Raw genomic sequence first — 19,543 nt, forward strand, 5'->3', positions numbered from 1 at the left:
CCTGGAAACCCGCCGCCCCGATCGCGACGCTCGAAGTCCGTGCCAGCATGCTGCGCGCCGCGCGCGAGTACTTCACGGCAACGCGCGCGCTCGAAGTCGAGACACCGACGCTGAGCGCCGCCGGCGTCACCGACGTCCACCTCGCCAGCGTCGCGGCAACGGCAGTCGATCGACCGCGTTACCTGCATACCTCGCCCGAATACGCGATGAAGCGTCTGCTGGCCGCAGGCTGCGGCGACCTCTGGCAGATCTGCCGCGTGTATCGCGACGGCGAATCGGGCCGCTGGCACAACCCGGAATTCACGCTGATCGAGTGGTATCGGCTCGGCATCGACCATCACGCGCTGATGTCGGACGTCGAGCGTCTGGTCGGCGCGGTGCTACCGGCCTCGCGTCATGTCGATCGCTCCGAACGGCTCACCTATCGCGAAGCCGTGCAGCTTCACGCCGGTGTCGATGCGTTCAACGACCCGAATGCCGTACTGATTGCCCGGCTGGAAAGCGCCGGCATCGAAGTGCCCGCCTCGATCCGCGCCGATCGCGACGCATGCCTCGATCTGATCATGAGCGTGCTGGTCGGCCCGCAGCTCGGTCACGATCGACTGACGTTCATCTACGACTACCCGGCGTCACAGGCCGCGCTCGCACAGATCCGCGGGCCGGTCGCCTCGCGCTTCGAGGCGTATCTCGATGGCATCGAACTCGCGAACGGTTTCCATGAACTGGGCAACGCCGCGGAACAGCGCGCGCGTTTCGAGCAGGATCTCGTACAGCGCCGACAACGTGGACTGCCGCCGATGCCCATCGACGATTACTTCCTCGCCGCGCTCGAGTACGGATTGCCCGACTGCTCCGGCGTGGCACTCGGCTTCGATCGCCTGGTCATGTGCGCCGTCGGCGCGAAACACATCGACGAGGTAATCGCTTTTCCGTTCGAGAGAGCGTGACGAGAGGGCTTGGCCATGCACGAGTCGAGCATCAGCCGCGACCTGCCGAAACCGCAGTTCTATGCCGAACTGGCGCGCGAACTGCGTTCGCTGACTGCCGGTGAACCGGACGTCATTGCGAATCTCGCCAACGCATCTGCGCTGCTTTTCCATTCGCTGCCCGATCTCAACTGGGCGGGCTTCTATCTGCTGAAAGATGGCGAACTGGTGGTCGGCCCCTTCCAGGGCAAACCTGCCTGCGTACGTATCGCGATGGGCAAAGGCGTCTGCGGGACGGCGGCCGCGCGGCGCGCCACCGTGCTCGTGCCGAACGTGCACGAGTTTCCGGGCCACATCGCCTGCGACTCGGCGTCGAACTCGGAAATCGTCGTGCCGATGATTGCCGGTGACGAACTGGCGGGTGGGCTGGATATTGACAGCCCGCAAGTTGGGGGCTTTGATGCCGAGGATCAGGCGGGGCTGGAGGAGTTCGTGGCAGTGCTGATGGCTGCCGTCATTCGCTCTGGCTCTGCCTGTGGGGCCGGCTTCAGCCGGCCCCCGGAACCGTCAGGCTGAAGCCTGACCTACAAAAAGAATCAGCCCTTCGCGCGCGCGATGTACTCGCCCGTCCGCGTATCGACACGAATCAGTTCACCTTCGTTGATGAACAGCGGCACGCGCACGACGGCGCCGGTCTCCAGCTCGGCCGGCTTGCCGCCGCCGGTGGCGGTGTCACCGCGCACACCCGGATCGGACTTCACGATCTTGAGTTCGACATGCGCCGGCGGGGTGACGTTGAGCGGCACGCCGTTCCACAGCATCACGACGCACTCCATGCCGTCCTTCAGCCACTTCATGGTGTCGCCTACCGCTTCCTTGCCGGCGGTGTACTGCTCGAACGTGTCCGGCACCATGAAGTGCCAGAACTCGCCGTCGGCGTAGAGATACTGCATGTCCGTTTCGACGACGTCGGCGGCTTCCACCGTGTCGCCCGACTTGAACGTGCGTTCGATGGTGCGACCGGTCTTCAGGTTGCGCACGCGGACGCGATTGAAGGCCTGACCCTTGCCCGGCTTGACCATCTCGTTCTCGACGATCGAATACGGATCGTTCTCGAGAATGATCTTGACGCCCGACTTGAACTCGTTGGTGGAAATGCTGCCCATGGAATGAGGTCGCCTGAGTCGATTGCTGAATTTCTTGACACTGTCATTGCCCGGGCATCGCAGCGTGTGACTGCAAAAAACCGATCTGCGAGAATCCGGCCCGCTTTAGGGGGCCCCAGGCCCGGAAAAAGGGCGCAGATGATAGCCGCAAGCACACACACAGGCCAACTGGCAGGCCAGCACGGCGGCGAATGGCCGCGCCAGCGCTGGCAGCAGGCGCTGGCCGACGCCGTGTCCTCTGCCGCCGAGCTTTGTGAAATCCTCGGCCTGGATCCCGCGCTGGCCGTTCCGGCCTCCCGCGTCGAGGGATTTCCCCTGCGGGTGCCGCGGGGTTTCGTGGCCCGCATGCGACGCGGCGATCCTCGCGATCCCCTGCTCCTGCAGGTCCTGCCGACCGGCGCCGAATCCATGGCGGTCGCCGGCTTCGTGACCGATCCCGTCGGCGACAAGGCGAGCCGGGCGGGCACGGGCGTGCTGCACAAGTACCAGGGCCGCGCCCTGCTGATCGCGACGGGCGCGTGCGCCATTCATTGCCGCTACTGTTTTCGCCGCCACTTCCCCTATGCCGAGGATTCGGCGCTCGCCGACGGCTGGCGCGGCGCCATCGACCACCTGCAGTCGGATCCGTCCATCAGCGAAGTGATCCTGAGCGGCGGCGATCCGCTCAGCCTCAGCGACCGGCGGCTCGCGCAGCTGACCGATACACTCCTGCGAGTGCCGCATGTTCGCCGCCTGCGCATCCATACGCGCCAGCCCATCGTCCTGCCGGAGCGCGTCGATGCCGGCCTGCTGAAGTGGCTGTCAGACCTGCCCCTACAGAAAGTGATGGTTCTGCATGCCAATCACGCCAACGAGATCGATGCGCAGGTCGCAGCCGCCTGCCGGGATCTGCTTGCATGCAATGTCACGCTGCTGAATCAGTCGGTCCTGCTCGCCGGCGTGAACGACTCCGTGGACGCACTGGCGCAGTTGAGCGAAGCACTGATGGCGATCAACGTGCTGCCCTACTACCTTCATCTGCTGGATCGCGTCCAGGGTGCGGCGCACTTCGAAGTCGACGAAGCCACCGCCCTGCGACTGCACGCCGGACTGCTGGAACGCCTGCCCGGCTACCTGGTCCCGCGTCTGGTCAGGGAAGTCCCGGGCGCGCCATCCAAGACGCCCGTCACGTTCGCCGGCGGGGGTTGCTGAGACAATCGGGGAGTTGGTCGAAGCCCATTTCGCTGGAGTTCCGCTTGGCCGAGCAAGCCGCCATTCCTCTGATCGTCCTGACCCGTCATCAGGACAATGTCGAGGCCCTCAACAGCACGCTGCGCAATGCGGGCCTCGCCGCGCACTGCAGCTGGATCCGCGAACTCAACGATCTGGGCGACGCCCTTGCGCAGATCAATCCGCACCTGCTCGTCGCCTTCGTCGGACCGGACGCGTCCGACACCGCGAAGGTGATGTCCGTCGCCACGCAGTTCGGCAACGGCACGCCGGTGATCATCGCGCGCGATCAGGTCGACGAAGACATCATGGCGGCCGCCATGCAGCAGGGCGCCCGCGACGTCGTCACCCTGCGCAATCCGGTGCGACTGCAGGCCGTGGTTTCACGCGAAGTCGAGGCGCATCGCCAGGCGCGCTCGCTGAACAACACACTGCATTCCGCGCGCGAATACCGCGCGCAGCTCAAGTCCTTCATGGCCGGTTCGGCCGATGCGATCGCCTACGTGCAGGAAGGCATCCTGGTGGATGCCAATCCGGCGTGGATCGAGCTGTATGGTCACGCCGCCGCGGACATGATGATCGGCATGCCGTTGATGGACATCTTCGATCCCTCCGCCCACACCGCCATCAAGGGCGCACTGGTGGCCTGCATGCAGGGCAAGTGGTCGGACCATTCGCTGCGCGCCTCCGCGTTGCTCAATGACGGCAGCTCGGTGCCGCTCGACATCGAACTCACCATCGCCGAGTTCGACGGTGATCCGGCCGTCCGCCTGTGCGTGCCTTCGCAGAAGAAGGACGCCGGCAATCTCGACGAACAGCTCACCGACGCCCTCGAACACGACGCCGCCACCGGCACGCTGCAGCGCAAGTTCTTCGTGCAATGGCTGAAGGAATCCCTCGCCCACCCGATCAAGGCGGGCGTGCGCCATCTCGTTTCGATCCAGCCGGATCGGCTCGATGCCCTGGCCGACGATGTCGGTCCGCTCAGCTTCGAAGAGTTCATCGGCCAGTTCGCCGGCATCATCAACGAAGTGCGCCAGCCCAACGACCTGGTCGGCCGCTTCGGTGACGGCAACTTCATGCTGTTGATGGAACGCGGCACCACGCGCGACATAGAGACCTGGGCGCGCCAGCTCATTCAGAAGGTCGCCACGCAGGTATTGCGCGTCGGCGACAAGCAGATCTCGTGCACCTGTACGGTCGGCATCGGCATGATCGACCCGCGCCAGCCGGATGCGGCCGCCTCGATCAACGACGCCATCGCCGCACGCCTCAACGGTCACGAAGCCGGCGGCAATCGCGTGCACCTGATCGATCATCTCGAAGAAGACACGCGCCAGCAGGCGGCCGATGAAATCTGGGTGAAGCGCATCAAGGCCGCGCTGATGGAGAACCGTTTCCGGCTCATGCAGCAGCCGGTCGCAAGCCTGCTGGGCGGCGAGCGCGGCATGTACGACGTGCTGGTGCGCATGATCGACGAGCAGGGCCAGGAAGTCCTGCCCGGCGAATTCATCGCCGCCGCCGAACGCAACGACCTGATGAAGAACATCGATCGCTGGATCATCGGCGCGGCCATGTCGGTGTGCGGCAGCCGCAAGATCGACCGACTGTTCGTGCGCCTGTCGAAAGACTCGATGCGCGACAAGTCCCTGCTGCAGTGGCTGGCGAACCAGCTCAAGGCCACGCGCATCGATCCGTCGCACATCGTGTTCCAGATCAGCGAACAGAACGCGACCGAATATCTCGCCGACACCGCCGAACTCGCCGCTGGCCTGCGCAAGGCGGGATTCCAGTTCGCCATCGAACACTTCGGCACCGGCCGCGATCCGCAGCGCCTGCTCGCCCACCTGCCGCTGAACTTCGTGAAGATCGACGGCACCCTGATGCAGGGTCTCGCGGTCGACCAGGGGCAGCAGCAGAAAGTGCGCGACTTCGTCGATCAGGCCCGCGGCCGCAGCATCAGCACGATTGCCGAACGCGTCGAAGACGCGAACACCATGGCGGTGTTGTGGCAGCTCGGCATCGAGTTCATTCAGGGGTATTTCGTGAATGAACCCGAGCAGGTGGTGATGGGGTGAACCTGCCAGCCGGCCGATACCCGGCATCGGGCAATCAGCCCTCGAACACCTGCTCCAGCCGTTCGGCAAACAGCACGCGCTCGGCCCAGACAGCCAGTTCGCTTTCGGTGGCGGTTTGCAGATGCCGTTCGATGGCAGCGGGCAAGGGGCCGAATCTGGCCTGCAACTGGCGGCGCAGGAAATTGGTCTGGCCTTCGATTTTTCCCTCGGCCCTGCCTTGCGCCCTGGACTCGGCCTTCTCCGTCACTTCGTCATGCAGCGCGCGTTCGCGGACGAACGCCTGATGGCGAACCAGATCCTCGCCGGACAGGGTCTGTAAGCGCTCACGGGCTTTCCGGATTGCGGGGCGGTCGATGCGCTGCATGATGGCCTCCTCCTGCCAGTGCTTGAAGTACGCGATCCAGTCTGCCAGAGCGCCCCGGGCTTGGGAACGCAGCCGGTCGGCCTTCGGCAGTTCGATCAAATACAGTTGCAGCCGGCGGTCCAGCCGCACTTCGGGATAGCGGCGATCACGCAGTTCGAACGCCCAGCAGGCCTGACTCTCCTCGAACAGATCGAAATCCATCAGGTGAATGCCGACCACCGGCTGCACTTCGGTGTAGCTCTCGCCGGCCTGCAACTGCCGGCCCAGGGTGCGAGCCAGGTAGTAGAGGCTGCGCGAGGACCAGCCGGCGTGGACGCGGGTCTGCATTTCGATGTTGAACATCTGCCCGTCGATGTCGCGGGCGAGGATGTCCAGCACGATGAACTTGCCGCTCAGTTCTTCCGGGGCGATCTGCGGATTGAGGATCTGCAATTCGACGATGGGCGGCTCGTCGCTGCGCACGGCGTTGATCAGGTCGGCCAGCAGGTCCGGCGCCTCGGCGAACAGGCGCTTGAAGACGACGTCGAGCTTGGGATCGAGCAGGGATGGGTCGGGCATGCGTACGTCCGTGTACGTGATGGTCGGGGCGGCAGGCGTCACTGTGACGTCGAATCTCATGCTGTGTCGCTGCATTTGCGGGTGAAATCGGCAGATTTTCATCTGCCTGACGTGCGCGGCTTCGGGCGTAGAACGGCCTCGCCCGCTCGGTCGAGATCGAAACGGCCGTGCCGGGCGCGCCTGCGCTGTCACACTCGCTGCCCTCACCGGCTTATGCCCTTCGACGGGGCAATGGCTGCCCCACCGAGACCGAGGAGAAGTCCGTGGACATCATCGCGACCATTCAAGAAGCGCTGCGCATCGGCCGCGCGCACAAGTCTCTCTGGCTGTTCGGCCTCTGGGTCGGCTTCGGCACGCTGGGCGGCGGAGGCCGCGGGGGCGACAGCGCGCAGGCGCCGGTTGCGGTTGCTCCGCCCGAACCCGGCATCGTGCTCCCGCTGGTGTTCATCGGTCTCGCGGTCATCATCGGGCTCGTCATTCTGAAGTTCGTGAGCACGGGCGCGCTGATCGAGGGCGTGAAGCGGGCGCGCCGCAATGCTTCGCTGACGGTGCGCGAGGGGTTTCGCGAGGGTTGGGCACATTGCGGCGTGCTGTTTCGAATCGCCGTGCTGTACTTCGTCGCGAATCTCGTCAGCGTCGTGTTGCTCGCAGGGCCTGCAGTCCTCGCCGGCCGGCTCTTCGGCGACGGCCCCACGCACTTCATCGCGGTCGCTCTCGCCGTCATCGTCGGCGTGCCCTGGCTCGTGACGCTGTACCTGTGGCGAGCATTCGCCGAGCGCATTGCCGTGTTCGAGAACCGTCAGGCAATGGACGCGATACGCAAAGCGCGGCTGTTTCTGCACGGCCGCGTGCGGCTCGGTCTCAAGCTGCTCGTTGCGTCCTTTCTCGGCGTGCTATTCATCGGCGTGACGGGCCTCGCCATCGGCGTTCCCGTCGTGGCACTCCTCGTTGCCTCCTCCGCGCTCTGGGGCGTCATCGGCGCCGTGGCGCTCGGCGTGCCGACATTGCTGCCGGTGTTCTTCATCGTCATCGCGTTGATCGGCATCATGACGTCCTCGGTCTGGACGATCGGCTACCTGACGCAGGTGGAATCATGATGCTGAGCGGCACCCTCGGCACGGTGTTTTCAGCGTCGTGGCTGTCGTCGCTGCTGAAGGCGCTGTCGGCGTTGTCCGGCGCCGAGGCCGAACCGCTCGACGAGCCTGCCGTACTGCGGCTCGTCGAACTGGCGCGCTCCGGCGATCGTGCGGCGCGCCAGCGTCTCTATCGGCATCACGTCGACCGCGTGTTCCGCACCGTGCGCGGGTTGCTGCGCTCCGACGCCGAGGCCGAGGACGTCACGCAGGACGCCATGTTGATTGCGTTGACTTCGCTCAAGCGCTATTCGCCGCGCTCCGGCACTCCGTTCGCCGCCTGGCTGACGGCGATTGCCGTCAATACGGCACGCCGCCGCTTCCGCCGGCGCCGCCCCGAGATCACGGCGACCGGCGAACTGCCCGACGTGCCGGCGGCGGAAACCGATCCCGGCGACGACATCGACAGTGCGAAACAACGCGCCGCACTGCTTCGCGCCGTGGCGGAGCTCGAGCCGCGCGAGCGCGAGATCGTCAGCCTGCGCTACGGCGCGGAGCTGACAGCCGCCGAAATCGCAGCGCAGTTCCGCATGAAGCCCGCGAACGTGCGCAAGATCCTGGAGCGGGCGCGCAACCGCCTCGGCGAACGTGTCGATGCGATCATGAAATCAACCGGAGTATCGGCATGAACGAAACAGATCTCGCTGCGCTGTGGTCGCAGCTCGGGCCGGACTCGCGCCGGCGCGCGCGAATCGAGACACGCGTGTTCGAGTGGATCGAGGCGGGCGAAACGTCGCTGGCTGGCGAATGGTTCGGGTGGCTCAAGGTCGAACCCATCGCGGGCCTCGCGCTCGCCGCCGTCGGCGCCATGTCGCTCACCGTATTGACGCCGGTCGGCTGGATCACGGCGCTGGTCCTGGGCTGAGCGGCAGATTGAAACTCTGCGTTGGATACGGCGATCACAGAGTCCGCCATGCAGATCATGCGTGCGAATTGAAATTCCCGTCCGCCCTATCTATCCCCCAAAGGCACACTTTCAATCGGGTTTCCCGCCGCTTGCCCGCGCGTCGCCTTCCAGCATCGCGAGCGCATCGATCTCGCGCTGCCATTGCGCCGCCCGAGCGCGCCCTTGAATCACGAGAACGACGTACAGGAATGCGAAGCAGCCGATCAGGGCGATCGGAATCGACCAGTCCGGTTGGGCTCGCGAATACACCACGCCAAGAGAGAACAACACGAAGCCGGGAATCGCGAGGCCAATGCCCCACGGCCACGACAGCACGATGTCGCGTTGCCGTTCGAGTTGCCGGCGATGATGCGCGACGCATGCCTGCGCGCCATCCTCCCATGGGTTCTCTTCCCGTTGGATGAAGCCGAATCGATACAACCCGTGCATGCAGTAGATCGCCCATGCAGCCATCAACGCAGCACCCAGGCGCAGCAGCAGGTTCGAGACCATCAGCACGGCGCCGCCGCAGCCAGCCAGCACCAGCGCGAAACTCACGTAATCGCGAAAATTGCGACGACGAATCTCCTTCTCGAACTGTTCCATCCGCGCGCGAAGCTGTGCCGCAGACAGATGCAACGGATGAGTGACCTGGCCGGCCCAGATCGCTTGCAGCGTGCGCGTGCCGTCCTCTGTCATTTTGACGCTCCTCGGAAATGCTGTTGCAGGATCTTTCGGGTGCGATGAATTTTCTGCGCGACGTTGTTGGGTGAGAGGCCGATCACGTCGGCAATCTCGGCCGATTCGAAGCCTTCGAGGTGCAGCAGCATGATCTACGTGACGTTGCCCGCCTGCGTGAAGCTGGGCTGCACGAAGCCCCAGAACGGCGACGGCACGGTGTAGGTGGCCGGCACGCGCACCGTTTCATACGGTCCGTACGCGGCGGCGGTGCGGCCGCGGTTGTCGGATTCCGCGTAGCCGTACTTCAGCCAGGCGTCGAACGTCTCGCCGATGTTCGCTTCGAGCTGTATCTCGGCGTAGATGCCGTCGGTGACGCCGCCTTCGTCGGGACCGCCGGACACGTTGGTGAAATAGCCTTCCGTCTGGTCGGTCTTCACCGCCGCGACGCGATAGCGCAGGCTGTCGGTGATCGGACCGCTCAGCGCGCCCTGGATCGTGCTGCGATCGTAGCTGCCGTAGCTGGCGCGGACTTCCCCGCCGAATTCATCGGAGGGCCGCTTCGACACCACGTTGATCGCGCCGCCGATGGAATTGCGGCCGTACAGCGTGCCCTGCGGACCGCGCAGCACCTCGACCCGCTCGACCAGCAGCGGCGACTGCGCCGCTTCGACCGTGCTCGCCGTGTAGACGCCGTCGTAGTAGACGGCGACGCCGCCTTCGGACGCCACGTTGTTGGTGAGCCGCCCGATACCGCGAACGCTGACGCGATCGGCCGAGCTCGAATACTGCATGCCCGGCGTGAAGTTCGAGATGCCCTAGACGCTGACGATGCCGACTTTCTCGCGAAGATCGCTGGTGTAGGCGGAGACCGCCACCGCCACGTCCTGCAGGTCCTGCGTGCGCTTCTGCGCCGTCACGACGACCTCTTCGAGCGTCGATCCGCGGACATTCTCCTGCGCAATGGCTGCGCTGCCGAAACCCAGGAACCCGCTGCATGCTGACAGCAGCACGACGGACTTTCTGTCGATCATGTATCCCCCTTATTCGATCGATTGTTCGATCGTTATGTGTATTGCCCGACCATCGGCACTCTATGAATCGAACGGCGCAGCAGGCAACATCTTTTCATTCACCTGATTGAATGGTCGATGCAACTCCCGCCACCCCTGCAACGATGCGCCTTCATGCTTCAAACGACTGAAATTCATGCATATCTCTTTGTTCGCAGCGTCTTCGCGAGAAGCTTTCGAGCGAATTCGCACATATCGACAACCCGAAAAATTCATTGCCACGCCCCGATCGACGCGAGTTCATAGCGACGATCGTCACAGCCTCACCGAACGATCCACGAATACACGGAGACACTGGTTCATGAAAATCACTTTCAGAAAGCCGCTGGCGCTGCTGGCGTCGCTGGCCTGCCTGGCATCGATGACCGTTCACGCCCAGGGGCGTGCAGCTTTCGAGGTTCCCGGCGACATCGCGAGCCGCAAGGTCGACATCTACAGCGAAGGCGTGAGGATGTCGGGAACGGTATTCGTACCGAAGAGCGCGAAGGCAGACGGCAAGTTGCCCTGCATCGTGCTCGCGCACGGCTGGGGCGGAACCGCGGCAGGCGCGTTCGGCGAGGCGGCGCTATTCGCGCAGAACGGATACTTCGCCCTCGCCTTCGACTACCGCGGCTGGGGCACGAGCGATTCGCGCGTGATCCTGACGCAGCCGGCGCCGGCCACGAAGAAAGACAACCGCTTCACGGCCGAAGTCCAGGAAATCCGCGAGGTGGTCGAACCCATTGCCATGGCAACGGACTGGCAGAATGCGATCCACTGGCTGCAGGGCGAATCGCAGTGCGACACCAGCCGCATCGGCCTGTGGGGCACGAGCTTCTCGGGCGGACTGGTCGCCTACGTGGCGGCACGGGATCACCGCGTCAAGGCCGTCTTCAGCCAGATCGGCGCCTTCGACGGCCGGCCCTGGGGACAGACGCCGGAGATGTATCGCGAGGCCACGCAGCGCGCCCGGGGCGAACTGGGCTATCCCACGCCGCGCGTCGTCTTCCGCTACCAGCATCGCGGCGCCGAGCGCACCCTGAACGGCTGGCCGATCGCCAGTCAGTTTGCGGAGTACGCGCCGGTCGAGGAGATCAAGCGCATGGGTGACATCCCGATGATGATCGTGATCGCCGAGCACGAAGAACTCTTCGACAACGCCGATCACGGCACCAAGGCATTCGAGCGTCACGTCGGCCCGGACAAGCAGATCGTCACGCTCCCCGGCATCACGCACTACGGCGCGTACGGCCCGGCCCGCCCCGAAGCGCAGCGGCTCGCGCTTTCCTGGTTCGGGAAATATCTGAAACCCTGATGCAAAACTGACACCGCGGACGCACAATGCTCCGGCTCGGTCGGAGCATCCACGTCCGCGGAAAGGGCTGCGCCCACGACACGACGACCTCTCGTCAAGGTCCGTGTTTCCCTTATCTGCCTGAGCGGACGCAGGTATCTGATAAGGGGAATGCCATGTCCGACCCGCTTGGATCCTATCCTCACTTCCGCCTCAACTTCGAACAGCAGGGAAAACGCGCCAAGGAGCTGTTGAAGGCCGCGCGTGCGGGCGATCCCGACGCGCTTGCACGATTCAGATCACCGCCCCGGCTGGCCGAAGCGCAATACCTGATCGCGCAGGATCTGCGCTTCGAGAACTGGGCCGCGCTCAAGCGTCACATCGCGGCGATGACCCGCGAACGCGAATCCATTCAGGCACAGGCGGCGCTGCCGCCGGACGCACGTTCCCCACTCGATGGCGATCTGCGCACGCTCCACATCCGTTGCGGCAGCGATCTGCAGATGCCATTGCAGAACGCCGGCTTTGGCGGCGATTTTCATGAGCACAACTATCCCTACCTGATCGGCCCGGTGCGCGAAGGCCCCGGCTGTCTCGAACAGCGTGCACGCTTTCTGGTGGAGAACTACGCGGACTCTCGCGATCCGCCGCTGCAGTACGAAGCGGTGCTGCGCGGTCTGGAGCGCGATGAGCAGCGGTTGCACGAGTCCGCAGACTACGACCGCGTGGTGATCTGGTCAGAGTTCGACTGCTACGACCAGCTCGTGCTGGTGCGGCTGCTCGGACATTACGCGACGCACCGCCGCCCCGCACGACTGGAGCTGATCAACATCGGAGAATTTCCCGGCGCAATACGCTTCCTCGGCCTGGGACAACTGCCGCCGGAAGCGTTGCGCATGCTGTGGGCAAAGCGAAGCCAGGCGACGCCTGCCGCGCTGAAGCTCGGACTCGATACGTGGCGCGCGCTGATCTCGCCGGACCCGCGCGGACTTGCGCTCATCATGCGCAGCGGTACACGGGCCTTGCCGCTGCTCGCGAAGGCATTGCACCGCCACCTGCGCGAGCTGCCGTCGAGCATCAACGGCCTGTCGTTCACCGAAGAACTCGCACTGCAGCTGCTCGCCGAAGGCGAGATGAACCTCATCTACCTGTGGGGCCGCTCGACCTACGAGCGCGATCCGCTGCCCGGCCAGGGCGATCTCCAGCTCCGCGATCGTGTGCTGAACATGGAAGGTGCGAGTGCCCGCGTCTATGAGCGTCGTCCGGGCGTCGATCGACACGGAGAGGCCCGTCCGCCCTGGACCGATGTCTTCACGATCACCGATCTCGGCCGCGCGGTATTGAAAGGCGAAGTGGATTTTCTATCGCTGCAGCCGCCGGAACGTTGGGTCGGCGGCGTGCAGGTCGGGCCTGGATTGCCTGATTGGCGCTGGAATGAGGAATCGGGAGACGCGGCGTGCCGACAGGCGCGCGTGCGCTAGGAAATTCCTCCCAACCGGTTCAGCTCCGCCGCCACTTCGGCGGAGTGCTCGCCCAGCAGCGGCGCAGGCCGCTGCAGCGGCGGACGTGCGCCATCGATCCTGAACGGCGACGCCGCCACCAGGTGCCGCCCGACGAAGGCTCTTTCCATCTCGATGAAGTAGCCGCGACCGCTCAGCTGCGCATCGTGCAGCAGGACCTGCGATGGATTCACCGGCGCGGCAGGCACACCCATCGCCTGCAGTGCTTCCGCCGCCGCTTGTGCGGTTCTGTGCGTCGTCCAGGCCTGCAATGCCTCGATCCCCCTGCCGCCGACTGCATCGGCAAGCCGCTCGATGGTGGTTTCGTCGGGCGCCGCCACGGCCAGCCACGTATCGGGCTCGCGCGCAGCGACCACGCAGCACAGCGGCAGGCGCGCTCGCGCGTGTCCGGTTCGCGGGACCGGCGATCCGCGAACCTGTTCCGCGATGATGGCATCGGCACCGACCTGGAACAGACATGCCACCTGCGCCAGATCGATGTCGGCGCCGCCGAGCCGCGGCCGGGCATACAGCGCCGCCAGGATCGCGCTCGCGCCATACAGTCCGGCAATCGGATCGCCGAGCGCGATGTGCTGCTGACAGGGAGGCCAGGATGCCTCGCCGTTGACGAAGAGCAGGCCGGACGCCTGCTCCACGGTGGAACCGTACGCACGCAAGCCGGACAGCGGACCGCCATTGCCGAACGCCGGCATCGACAGGCTGATGATGCCCGGCCGCAGCTGGCGCTGACGGGACTGGCCGAGATCGAGCTTCTGCAGCACACCCGCCGCAAAGTTCTCGACGACGACGTCGGCCGCTGCAATCAGCGTCTCCGCCTGCTGCCTGCCTTCCGGCGTGGCGAGATTCAGATCGATGCCGCGCTTGTTGCGATTGACGTTGATGAAATTGAACTGCCGCTCGCGCGTCGTCGGATCGACCGTGCCGGCCTCCCAGCCGCGCCACCAGTCCGGCCGGATCTCGCATTCGATCTTCACCACGTCCGCGCCGAAATCGGCGAGCGTGCGCGCACACAGCGGACCGGCCCATCCCATGCTGAAGTCGACCACCCGCAGACCGCCGAGCGGACGCTCGACGCTGTCGGATCTCCACGCGGGAGCGGACGCGCCGTCATGGCGAATGCGATACGGCAGCGTCGGGCCGGCAACGCCGGATTCATCGAAGCGCGCAAAGGCATTGCGCTCCCGCCAGTGCTCGAGCGCAGGCAGATCGCCGGGATGATCGACCGGTGCGATGGGAATGCGATTGGCGATCCCGAGTTCGATCCACTCGCGCTGGGTGCGGCCGGCGATCACCGGCGCCAGGGCGCGATCCACTTCGTCGGCAATCATCAGCCGCTCATGCGCCGTGGCGAATCTCGGGTCATCGAGCAGATCCTCGCGATCGATCAGTCGGCACAGCGCGCGCCACTGCGCTGGCGTCAGGCACGTCAGGCCGATCCACCCGTCGCTGGTGCGATACGGAGCGCACGGATACGTCGGGACATATCGATTGATGCCCAGCCGGGGGGCGCCCACGCCCGTTTCCTGCGCGGCCAGCGCACCGTTTTCCGCGTAGCACAGCGCGGCCTCGAGCACATTGATGTCGATCCGGCGCCCGCGGCGCGGCGCGAACAACGTCGCAAGCGCCGCGATGAACGCGATCAGACCGGTCGTCACCTGCGGCCCATGCCCCTGCGGCAGCATCGGCGGTCCGTCCGCGGGACCGAAGAGAAACGCGGTGCCGCCCAGCGCGGCGATGATTTCGTCGCTGCCACGCCAGCCCGCGTAAGGTCCCTCCGGATCGAACCAGGTCATGGCGATGAGCGTCGCCTCCTCGGCGAGGCGCTCCGCGCGCTTCACGCACGCGGGATCGAGGCCCGCGAGAACGAAGTCGAAGCGCCCGCTGAATGCCCCTCGCTGCTTGCCGGCGTCCAGCCAGTCGCCGTAGGCGCGACCGCACTCCTCGCCGTATCCGATCATGGACGTCGACGGCGCCGCCACCTGATGCACCTGCGCCCCGAGCGCGCGAAACAGGCGTCCCGCGTAACGTACGGCGACGTCGTCGCCACACTCGAGCACACGCAGACCCTGCAACGGTTCGCTCATATCGTCGACCCCCCCTCGTGTTCCCGGAGCTGTTCCCCGGAGATTTACGTCTTCGATCGCGGCCAGACGATATCGCCGGCCGCACCGAATACCTCATCGTTGTGACGCCCGAGTGCGGGCGCCGGCCGCACCACCGGCGGTGCGCCTTCGGGAAACCTCACCGGCGCCGCGGGCGAACGATGCGACCCGTGTTCATCGTCGATCTCGACGAAGCAGCCGGCAGCCGCCGGCTGCGGATCCGTCGCGAACTCCCGCAGGGTCGACATCGGCGACCAGATGAGATCGGCGGCGGTGAGACGCTCGCCCGCCTCCGCGAACGTCATGCGCCCGATGGCTTCATCGACCATCGCGCGGATCGTGCGCACCTTGTCCATGTCGACGATCGGCAGCGCGAATGCGGGATCGTCGAGCACGTCGGCCCGGCCGATCAGCCGCATCACGGCCGGAAAACATCGCTCGCCGCGCTGCATGATGCACAGCCATCGATCGTCCGCCGTCCTGAAGAATCCCGAGATCGGACCCGGCCGCTGCGCGCGCGGCTGCGCCGTGACGACGTCGCCCGTGCGCAGCAGGATCGCGAGATCCCACCCGATCATGTAGGCGGCGGTGCGCGTCAGGCTCGCTTCGACCAGTCGGCCGCGGCCGGTCTGGTGGCGTTCATGCAGCGCCGCGAGTACGCCGGACAGCGCCGAGAGCGCGGTGGCGTGGTCGCCGAACCCGGGCCTGCAGGGAAACGGTTCCTGATCCGGCGGGATCGTCGATGCCGCCACGCCGCCGCGCGCCCAGAACGCGGTGATGTCGAAGGCCGGCAGGTCGCGGTCGGCACCCGTGAGACCGTATCCGGTGATGCTGCAGTAGATGAGACGCGGCGCTTCGTGGCGGATCGACTCGTAGTCGAGCTTCAACCGCGACAGCGCACCGGGACGCAAATTCGTGATGAAGACATCCGCCTCGCGCAGCAGCGACTGCAGGCGATCGCGATCGCCCTGCTGCGACAGATCGAGAACGACGCTGCGCTTGCCGCGATTCTCCATCGTGAACACGGGATGATCGTGCTGTTCGAGCATGTCCGGAACGAGCGTGCGCGTCGGATCGCCGGCAGCCGACTCGACCTTGATCACCGACGCGCCCCAGTCCGCCATGATGGCGGCGCATCCCGGACCTGCGATCCAGGTCGACAACTCGACGACTTTCAGCCCTTCAAGCAGCATGGTCACAACTCGGGTATCGATGAACGACGCGTGAGCCGTCCGGCACACGCAAGAGAAGTTTCGCGATGGACGATGCGTCGCAGCTTAGCTACTGCAAACGGGAGTGCAAGCATCACATGGCGTTCATTGCGACATGCCGATGCCGCACGCTGCATTCGCCGATGAAGACCGGATCGCTTCCGAGGCCTATATTCACGTCGTGTACGCGCCCTCGTCGACATGGCGAATCAACTCAGGAATTCCCCCATGACTCCAAGCCGACTTTCCTTCCTGCGTCTTCCGACTGCCCTGCTGCTGGCCGCATTGCCGCTGTTCAGCCAGGCGGGCGAGTTCGATCTCAGGAAGACGGAAAAAACAATGACGCAGCTGATCGAGCGGGAGATGCAGGCCAGAGGCATCGCCTCGGTTTCCGTCGCGTTGGTCAGGGGCGACGAGATCGTGTGGAAGGCCGCCTTCGGCTACGCGAACCTGAAGACCCGAACGCCGGCCACCCCCGACACGATCTACAGCACCGGCTCAACATTCAAATCGGCGACGGCGACAGCGATCCTGCAGCTGGCCGAGCAGGGCAAGCTGTCCCTGAGCGACCCGATCAACCAGTACCTCGGCGACAGCCGGGTTCAGGATCAGTTGCAGAGCGAGAAGCGGGTGACGTTCGAACACATCCTCTCGCACTGGTCCGGCCTGCGAAGCGGCGCCTCCGTCCAGCCGATCTGGAGCCGGCAACTGCCGCCGACCCTGGAGGAATTCACCGCCAGGCTCTACACGATCCGCGCGCCCGAGGAAAAGTGGGAATACAACAACTACGCCTATGGAACGGCGGGTCTTCTGGTGCAGAAGATTTCCGGCCAGGAGTACGAAGAGTACGTCGTCGAACACATTCTCAAGCCGCTCGGCGCGAAGACGGCGCATCCGGTCCGTCCTTCGCCGGAGATGGTCGAACTCATTGCGATGCCCTACGCGGCAGGCGGCTCCCGCGGCACGCCGACACCGGTGCCGCAGGTACATTTCGATGTCTATCCGGCCGGCGATCTCTACATGACCGCCGAAGACATGGCGCGCTACCTCGGCGCGCATCTCAATGGCGGCGTCTTCAACGGCCAGCGGATCCTCTCGGAAGAATCCGTCAAGAGCATGCACACCAATCGTTTCGGCAGCGACTACGCGCTCGGCTTCTGGGTCGAAACCGATGCGACCAACGGTCACACCATCATCCAGCATGGCGGCTCGATCGCGGGCCAGCGATCCATGCTGCGCGGCGACGTCGATGCGAAGGTCGGCATCTACTACATGACCAATTCGGATGTCGCCATTCCGATCGACAAACCGGCGCTGGCCCTGCTGCGCGGCGACGACTACCAGCTGCCGCCGAAGCGCGTCGGCAAGAAAGTGGACACCCGGCTTCTCGATGAGTACGCCGGCACGTACAGATCAGAGGAAGGCATTGCCGTGACGTTCACGCGCGAGGGACAGGAACTGATATCGAGACGCGGCCAGTCCGTTTCGGAACTGCAGGCCGAGAGCGACGACAGCTTCTATTACGCGCCGTTCGACAGCGTCGTCAGATTCGTGCGCGACGACCAGGGCGCCGTGGATCACATCACCCTGTCCGTGAACGAGCGGGCGTACAAGGCGATCCGTCAGGGGAAGAAATAGGGCCTCCGATCCCCTCCTCCGCGAAGCGGGGGAGGGTTAGGGTGGGGGCCTCCTACTGTGGGGCCGGCTTTCCCGCGGGATTTCCTTCGGTCACAGCCGGCCTCTTTCGGAAGTCAGGCTGAAGCCTGACCTACAGAAATCCATCCTCAGCTTCAGTCGACGATCGCCTGACGGATCGCGCGCTCGTAGTCGATGTGCACTTCGCGCACGTTCTGTTGCAGCATGATCACGGCCGCGATCTGTTCCTGCGGGTCCGTCCATCCCATCGTGCCGAGATAGCCGGCCCAGCCGAACGCGCCGTTGGAACGGCCGGTGTCGCCGTTGATGCTGTCGAGCACGATCTGCACCTGCATGCCGAAGCCATGACCGTACATCGGCTTGGCGTAGGCGCCTTCGCCGCGATACAGATCGCCGACATGATTCGTGGCCATCAGCTCGACGGTGCGCGTACCGAGAAGGCGCTCGCCGCTCAATGCCACGCCCTTGTCGAGCAGCATCTGGTGCAGCAGCAGATAGTCGCGAGCCGTGCTCGCGAGCCCCATCGCTCCCTGCACGAAGTTCGTGCCGTTGCGCATCGCGGCTTCGCCCGTGTGCTCGGGAGGCGTTCTCTGCCAGGCGTTGTCGACCCTGCGCACGACGGGCAGCAGCCGCGACACCTCGCTGCGCGGCGGATTGAACGACGTATCGCTCATGCCCAGCGGCGCGAAGATGCGCTCCTGGGTGAACTGCGCAAAGGGCTTGCCGGAAATGATTTCCACGAGACCGGCGAGAACGTCGGAGCCGGCCAGGGCGCTGTAGCTCCAGCGCGTTCCCGGCTGGAAATCGAGCGGGACGGAACCGAGGCGACGCGCATAGCTCGCCAGGCTTTCGCCGGCTGCCCGCACGGGCGGGACCATGCCGACACGTCGCGGATCGCTGCTCAGCAGGCCGGAGGTGTGAGTCATCAGATCGCGAACCGTGATGTCGCGGGTGGCGGGTACGGTATCGAATTCGGCCGGCCGACCCGCCGTGCGCGGCGCTGCGTTGCTGTCGGCGCCTTCCTTGCGAACGGCAACGCGCGGATTCCTGAATTCGGGAATGTAACGGCTGACCGGATCGTCGAGGCGGATGCGTCCTTCTTCATACAGCATCAATACCGCGACCGCGGTCACCACCTTGGTGGACGAATACATCTGGAACAGCGCGTTCTTCTGCATCGGGGCACCGGTCGTCACGTCGGCAAGCCCGTACGCCTCGTACTTCACCAGCTTGCCGCGCCGTGCGACGGCGACCACCGCGCCGCTGATCTTTCCTTCGTCGATATGACGCTGAATGATCTCGTCGATGCGCTTCAGGCGTTCGGTCGACAGGCCCACCGATTCCGCGTTGGCGGCTGCCGGAAGCTCGCGGATCGCCGTACGCGCGGCAACCGGCTCAGCAACGAGTGCGGCGAAAGTCGCGACGCCGAGGCACAACGCAGAGCGCGTCTGATTCATTCTCGATTCTCCTGACAGGTTCGCATGGGACAGGGTGCGGACTCATTCTGCGATGAGCGCCGCGGATTCTCCAGCCATGGACCGGGCCAATCGTGTTTCGGGCGGGTGTGGGCCTCTTGCTGTGGGGCCGGCTTCAGCCGGCCTCTTTTCGGAAGTCAGGCTGAAGCCTGACCTACAGAAACCCCCTGCCCCCCGCTGCGCAGGGGAAGGGACGCATCATCCAGTCCCGATCAGTTGTTACCATACTTCCGGA

The 19,543-nt window shown here is 65.2% G+C and carries 19 protein-coding genes; 10 read left to right on the forward strand and 9 right to left on the reverse strand.

The window, feature by feature from the left end:
- Both epmA and V7D81_RS13960 read left to right on the forward strand, forming a co-directional pair.
- Positions 1 to 947: EF-P lysine aminoacylase EpmA (gene epmA, locus V7D81_RS13955; RefSeq protein WP_324317251.1), on the forward strand; the 947-nt coding region annotated here is incomplete at its 5' end.
- A gap of 15 nt (positions 948 to 962) precedes the next feature.
- Positions 963 to 1,502 carry a GAF domain-containing protein gene (locus tag V7D81_RS13960; protein ID WP_324317290.1) on the forward strand — a complete coding sequence of 180 codons (540 nt, stop codon included), beginning with the start codon at positions 963 to 965 and terminating at the stop codon, positions 1,500 to 1,502.
- Positions 1,503 to 1,522: 20 nt separating this feature from the next.
- Here V7D81_RS13960 and efp read toward each other — a convergent pair whose 3' ends face one another.
- On the reverse strand, positions 1,523 to 2,092 hold the full coding sequence (gene efp, locus V7D81_RS13965) for an elongation factor P (protein WP_324317253.1): 570 nt from the start codon (positions 2,090 to 2,092) through the stop codon (positions 1,523 to 1,525).
- A gap of 138 nt (positions 2,093 to 2,230) precedes the next feature.
- On the opposite strand from efp, the gene epmB reads away from it, so the two are divergent.
- Both epmB and V7D81_RS13975 read left to right on the forward strand, forming a co-directional pair.
- Positions 2,231 to 3,283 carry an EF-P beta-lysylation protein EpmB gene (epmB, locus tag V7D81_RS13970; RefSeq protein WP_324317255.1) on the forward strand — a complete coding sequence of 351 codons (1,053 nt, stop codon included), beginning with the start codon at positions 2,231 to 2,233 and terminating at the stop codon, positions 3,281 to 3,283.
- Positions 3,284 to 3,327: 44 nt separating this feature from the next.
- Positions 3,328 to 5,379 carry an EAL domain-containing protein gene (locus V7D81_RS13975; protein WP_324317257.1) on the forward strand — a complete coding sequence of 684 codons (2,052 nt, stop codon included), beginning with the start codon at positions 3,328 to 3,330 and terminating at the stop codon, positions 5,377 to 5,379.
- 34 nt (positions 5,380 to 5,413) lie between these two features.
- On the opposite strand, the gene V7D81_RS13980 is transcribed toward V7D81_RS13975, so the two are convergent.
- Positions 5,414 to 6,493, reverse strand: a complete 1,080-nt coding sequence (locus tag V7D81_RS13980; RefSeq protein ID WP_324317259.1) for an Rpn family recombination-promoting nuclease/putative transposase — start codon at positions 6,491 to 6,493, stop codon at positions 5,414 to 5,416.
- Between the two features lie 71 nt (positions 6,494 to 6,564).
- Here V7D81_RS13980 and V7D81_RS13985 point away from each other — a divergent pair, with 71 nt between their 5' ends.
- From V7D81_RS13985 to V7D81_RS13995, 3 genes are read left to right on the forward strand one after another with little or no spacing between them, the layout of a single operon-like run.
- Complete coding sequence (locus V7D81_RS13985; protein WP_324317261.1) at positions 6,565 to 7,398, forward strand: hypothetical protein; 834 nt, start codon at positions 6,565 to 6,567, stop codon at positions 7,396 to 7,398.
- The gene (locus V7D81_RS13990) at positions 7,398 to 8,063 is read left to right on the forward strand and encodes an RNA polymerase sigma factor (protein WP_324317263.1); all 666 of its coding nucleotides are present in this window, start codon (positions 7,398 to 7,400) and stop codon (positions 8,061 to 8,063) included. The genes V7D81_RS13985 and V7D81_RS13990 overlap by 1 nt, the downstream gene beginning before the upstream one ends.
- Positions 8,060 to 8,299 carry a hypothetical protein gene (locus V7D81_RS13995; RefSeq protein ID WP_324317265.1) on the forward strand — a complete coding sequence of 80 codons (240 nt, stop codon included), beginning with the start codon at positions 8,060 to 8,062 and terminating at the stop codon, positions 8,297 to 8,299. Before V7D81_RS13990 ends, V7D81_RS13995 begins: the two co-directional genes overlap by 4 nt.
- A 111-nt stretch (positions 8,300 to 8,410) precedes the next feature.
- On the opposite strand, the gene V7D81_RS14000 is transcribed toward V7D81_RS13995, so the two are convergent.
- The 4 genes from V7D81_RS14000 to V7D81_RS14015 are packed head-to-tail and all read right to left on the reverse strand — an operon-like array spanning position 8,411 to position 10,032.
- The gene (locus V7D81_RS14000) at positions 8,411 to 9,019 is read right to left on the reverse strand and encodes a hypothetical protein (protein ID WP_324317267.1); all 609 of its coding nucleotides are present in this window, start codon (positions 9,017 to 9,019) and stop codon (positions 8,411 to 8,413) included.
- The gene (locus V7D81_RS14005) at positions 9,016 to 9,150 is read right to left on the reverse strand and encodes a sigma-70 region 4 domain-containing protein (RefSeq protein WP_324317269.1); all 135 of its coding nucleotides are present in this window, start codon (positions 9,148 to 9,150) and stop codon (positions 9,016 to 9,018) included. Before V7D81_RS14005 ends, V7D81_RS14000 begins: the two co-directional genes overlap by 4 nt.
- Before the next feature lie 3 nt (positions 9,151 to 9,153).
- Entirely contained in the window at positions 9,154 to 9,792 is a 639-nt protein-coding gene (locus V7D81_RS14010) for a TonB-dependent receptor plug domain-containing protein (protein ID WP_324317271.1), read from the reverse strand.
- A 24-nt stretch (positions 9,793 to 9,816) separates the two neighbouring features.
- Positions 9,817 to 10,032 (reverse strand): hypothetical protein, encoded by a 216-nt coding sequence (locus V7D81_RS14015; RefSeq protein ID WP_324317273.1) that lies wholly within the window; start codon positions 10,030 to 10,032, stop codon positions 9,817 to 9,819.
- 340 nt (positions 10,033 to 10,372) lie between these two features.
- Between V7D81_RS14015 and V7D81_RS14020 the strand changes: the two genes are divergently transcribed.
- A complete protein-coding gene (locus V7D81_RS14020; RefSeq protein ID WP_324317275.1) occupies positions 10,373 to 11,365 on the forward strand; it encodes an alpha/beta hydrolase in 993 nt (330 codons plus the stop codon).
- Positions 11,366 to 11,520: 155 nt separating this feature from the next.
- The gene (locus V7D81_RS14025) at positions 11,521 to 12,825 is read left to right on the forward strand and encodes a DUF1835 domain-containing protein (protein ID WP_324317277.1); all 1,305 of its coding nucleotides are present in this window, start codon (positions 11,521 to 11,523) and stop codon (positions 12,823 to 12,825) included.
- Here the strand turns inward: V7D81_RS14025 and V7D81_RS14030 are convergent.
- On the reverse strand, positions 12,822 to 14,948 hold the full coding sequence (locus V7D81_RS14030; RefSeq protein ID WP_324317280.1) for a CaiB/BaiF CoA-transferase family protein: 2,127 nt from the start codon (positions 14,946 to 14,948) through the stop codon (positions 12,822 to 12,824). The two genes, V7D81_RS14025 and V7D81_RS14030, sit on opposite strands and share 4 nt — an antisense overlap.
- A gap of 44 nt (positions 14,949 to 14,992) precedes the next feature.
- Positions 14,993 to 16,159: a CaiB/BaiF CoA transferase family protein gene (locus V7D81_RS14035; protein ID WP_324317282.1), complete on the reverse strand. Its 1,167-nt coding sequence runs from the start codon at positions 16,157 to 16,159 to the stop codon at positions 14,993 to 14,995.
- A gap of 246 nt (positions 16,160 to 16,405) precedes the next feature.
- Between V7D81_RS14035 and V7D81_RS14040 the strand changes: the two genes are divergently transcribed.
- On the forward strand, positions 16,406 to 17,815 hold the full coding sequence (locus V7D81_RS14040) for a serine hydrolase (protein WP_324317284.1): 1,410 nt from the start codon (positions 16,406 to 16,408) through the stop codon (positions 17,813 to 17,815).
- A gap of 152 nt (positions 17,816 to 17,967) precedes the next feature.
- Here the strand turns inward: V7D81_RS14040 and V7D81_RS14045 are convergent, their stop codons facing one another.
- Complete coding sequence (locus V7D81_RS14045; protein WP_324317286.1) at positions 17,968 to 19,290, reverse strand: serine hydrolase domain-containing protein; 1,323 nt, start codon at positions 19,288 to 19,290, stop codon at positions 17,968 to 17,970.
- Positions 19,291 to 19,543: the final 253 nt, after the last annotated feature.

The sequence above is a fragment of the Povalibacter sp. genome (assembly GCF_036735925.1).
GTDB lineage: Bacteria > Pseudomonadota > Gammaproteobacteria > Steroidobacterales > Steroidobacteraceae > Steroidobacter.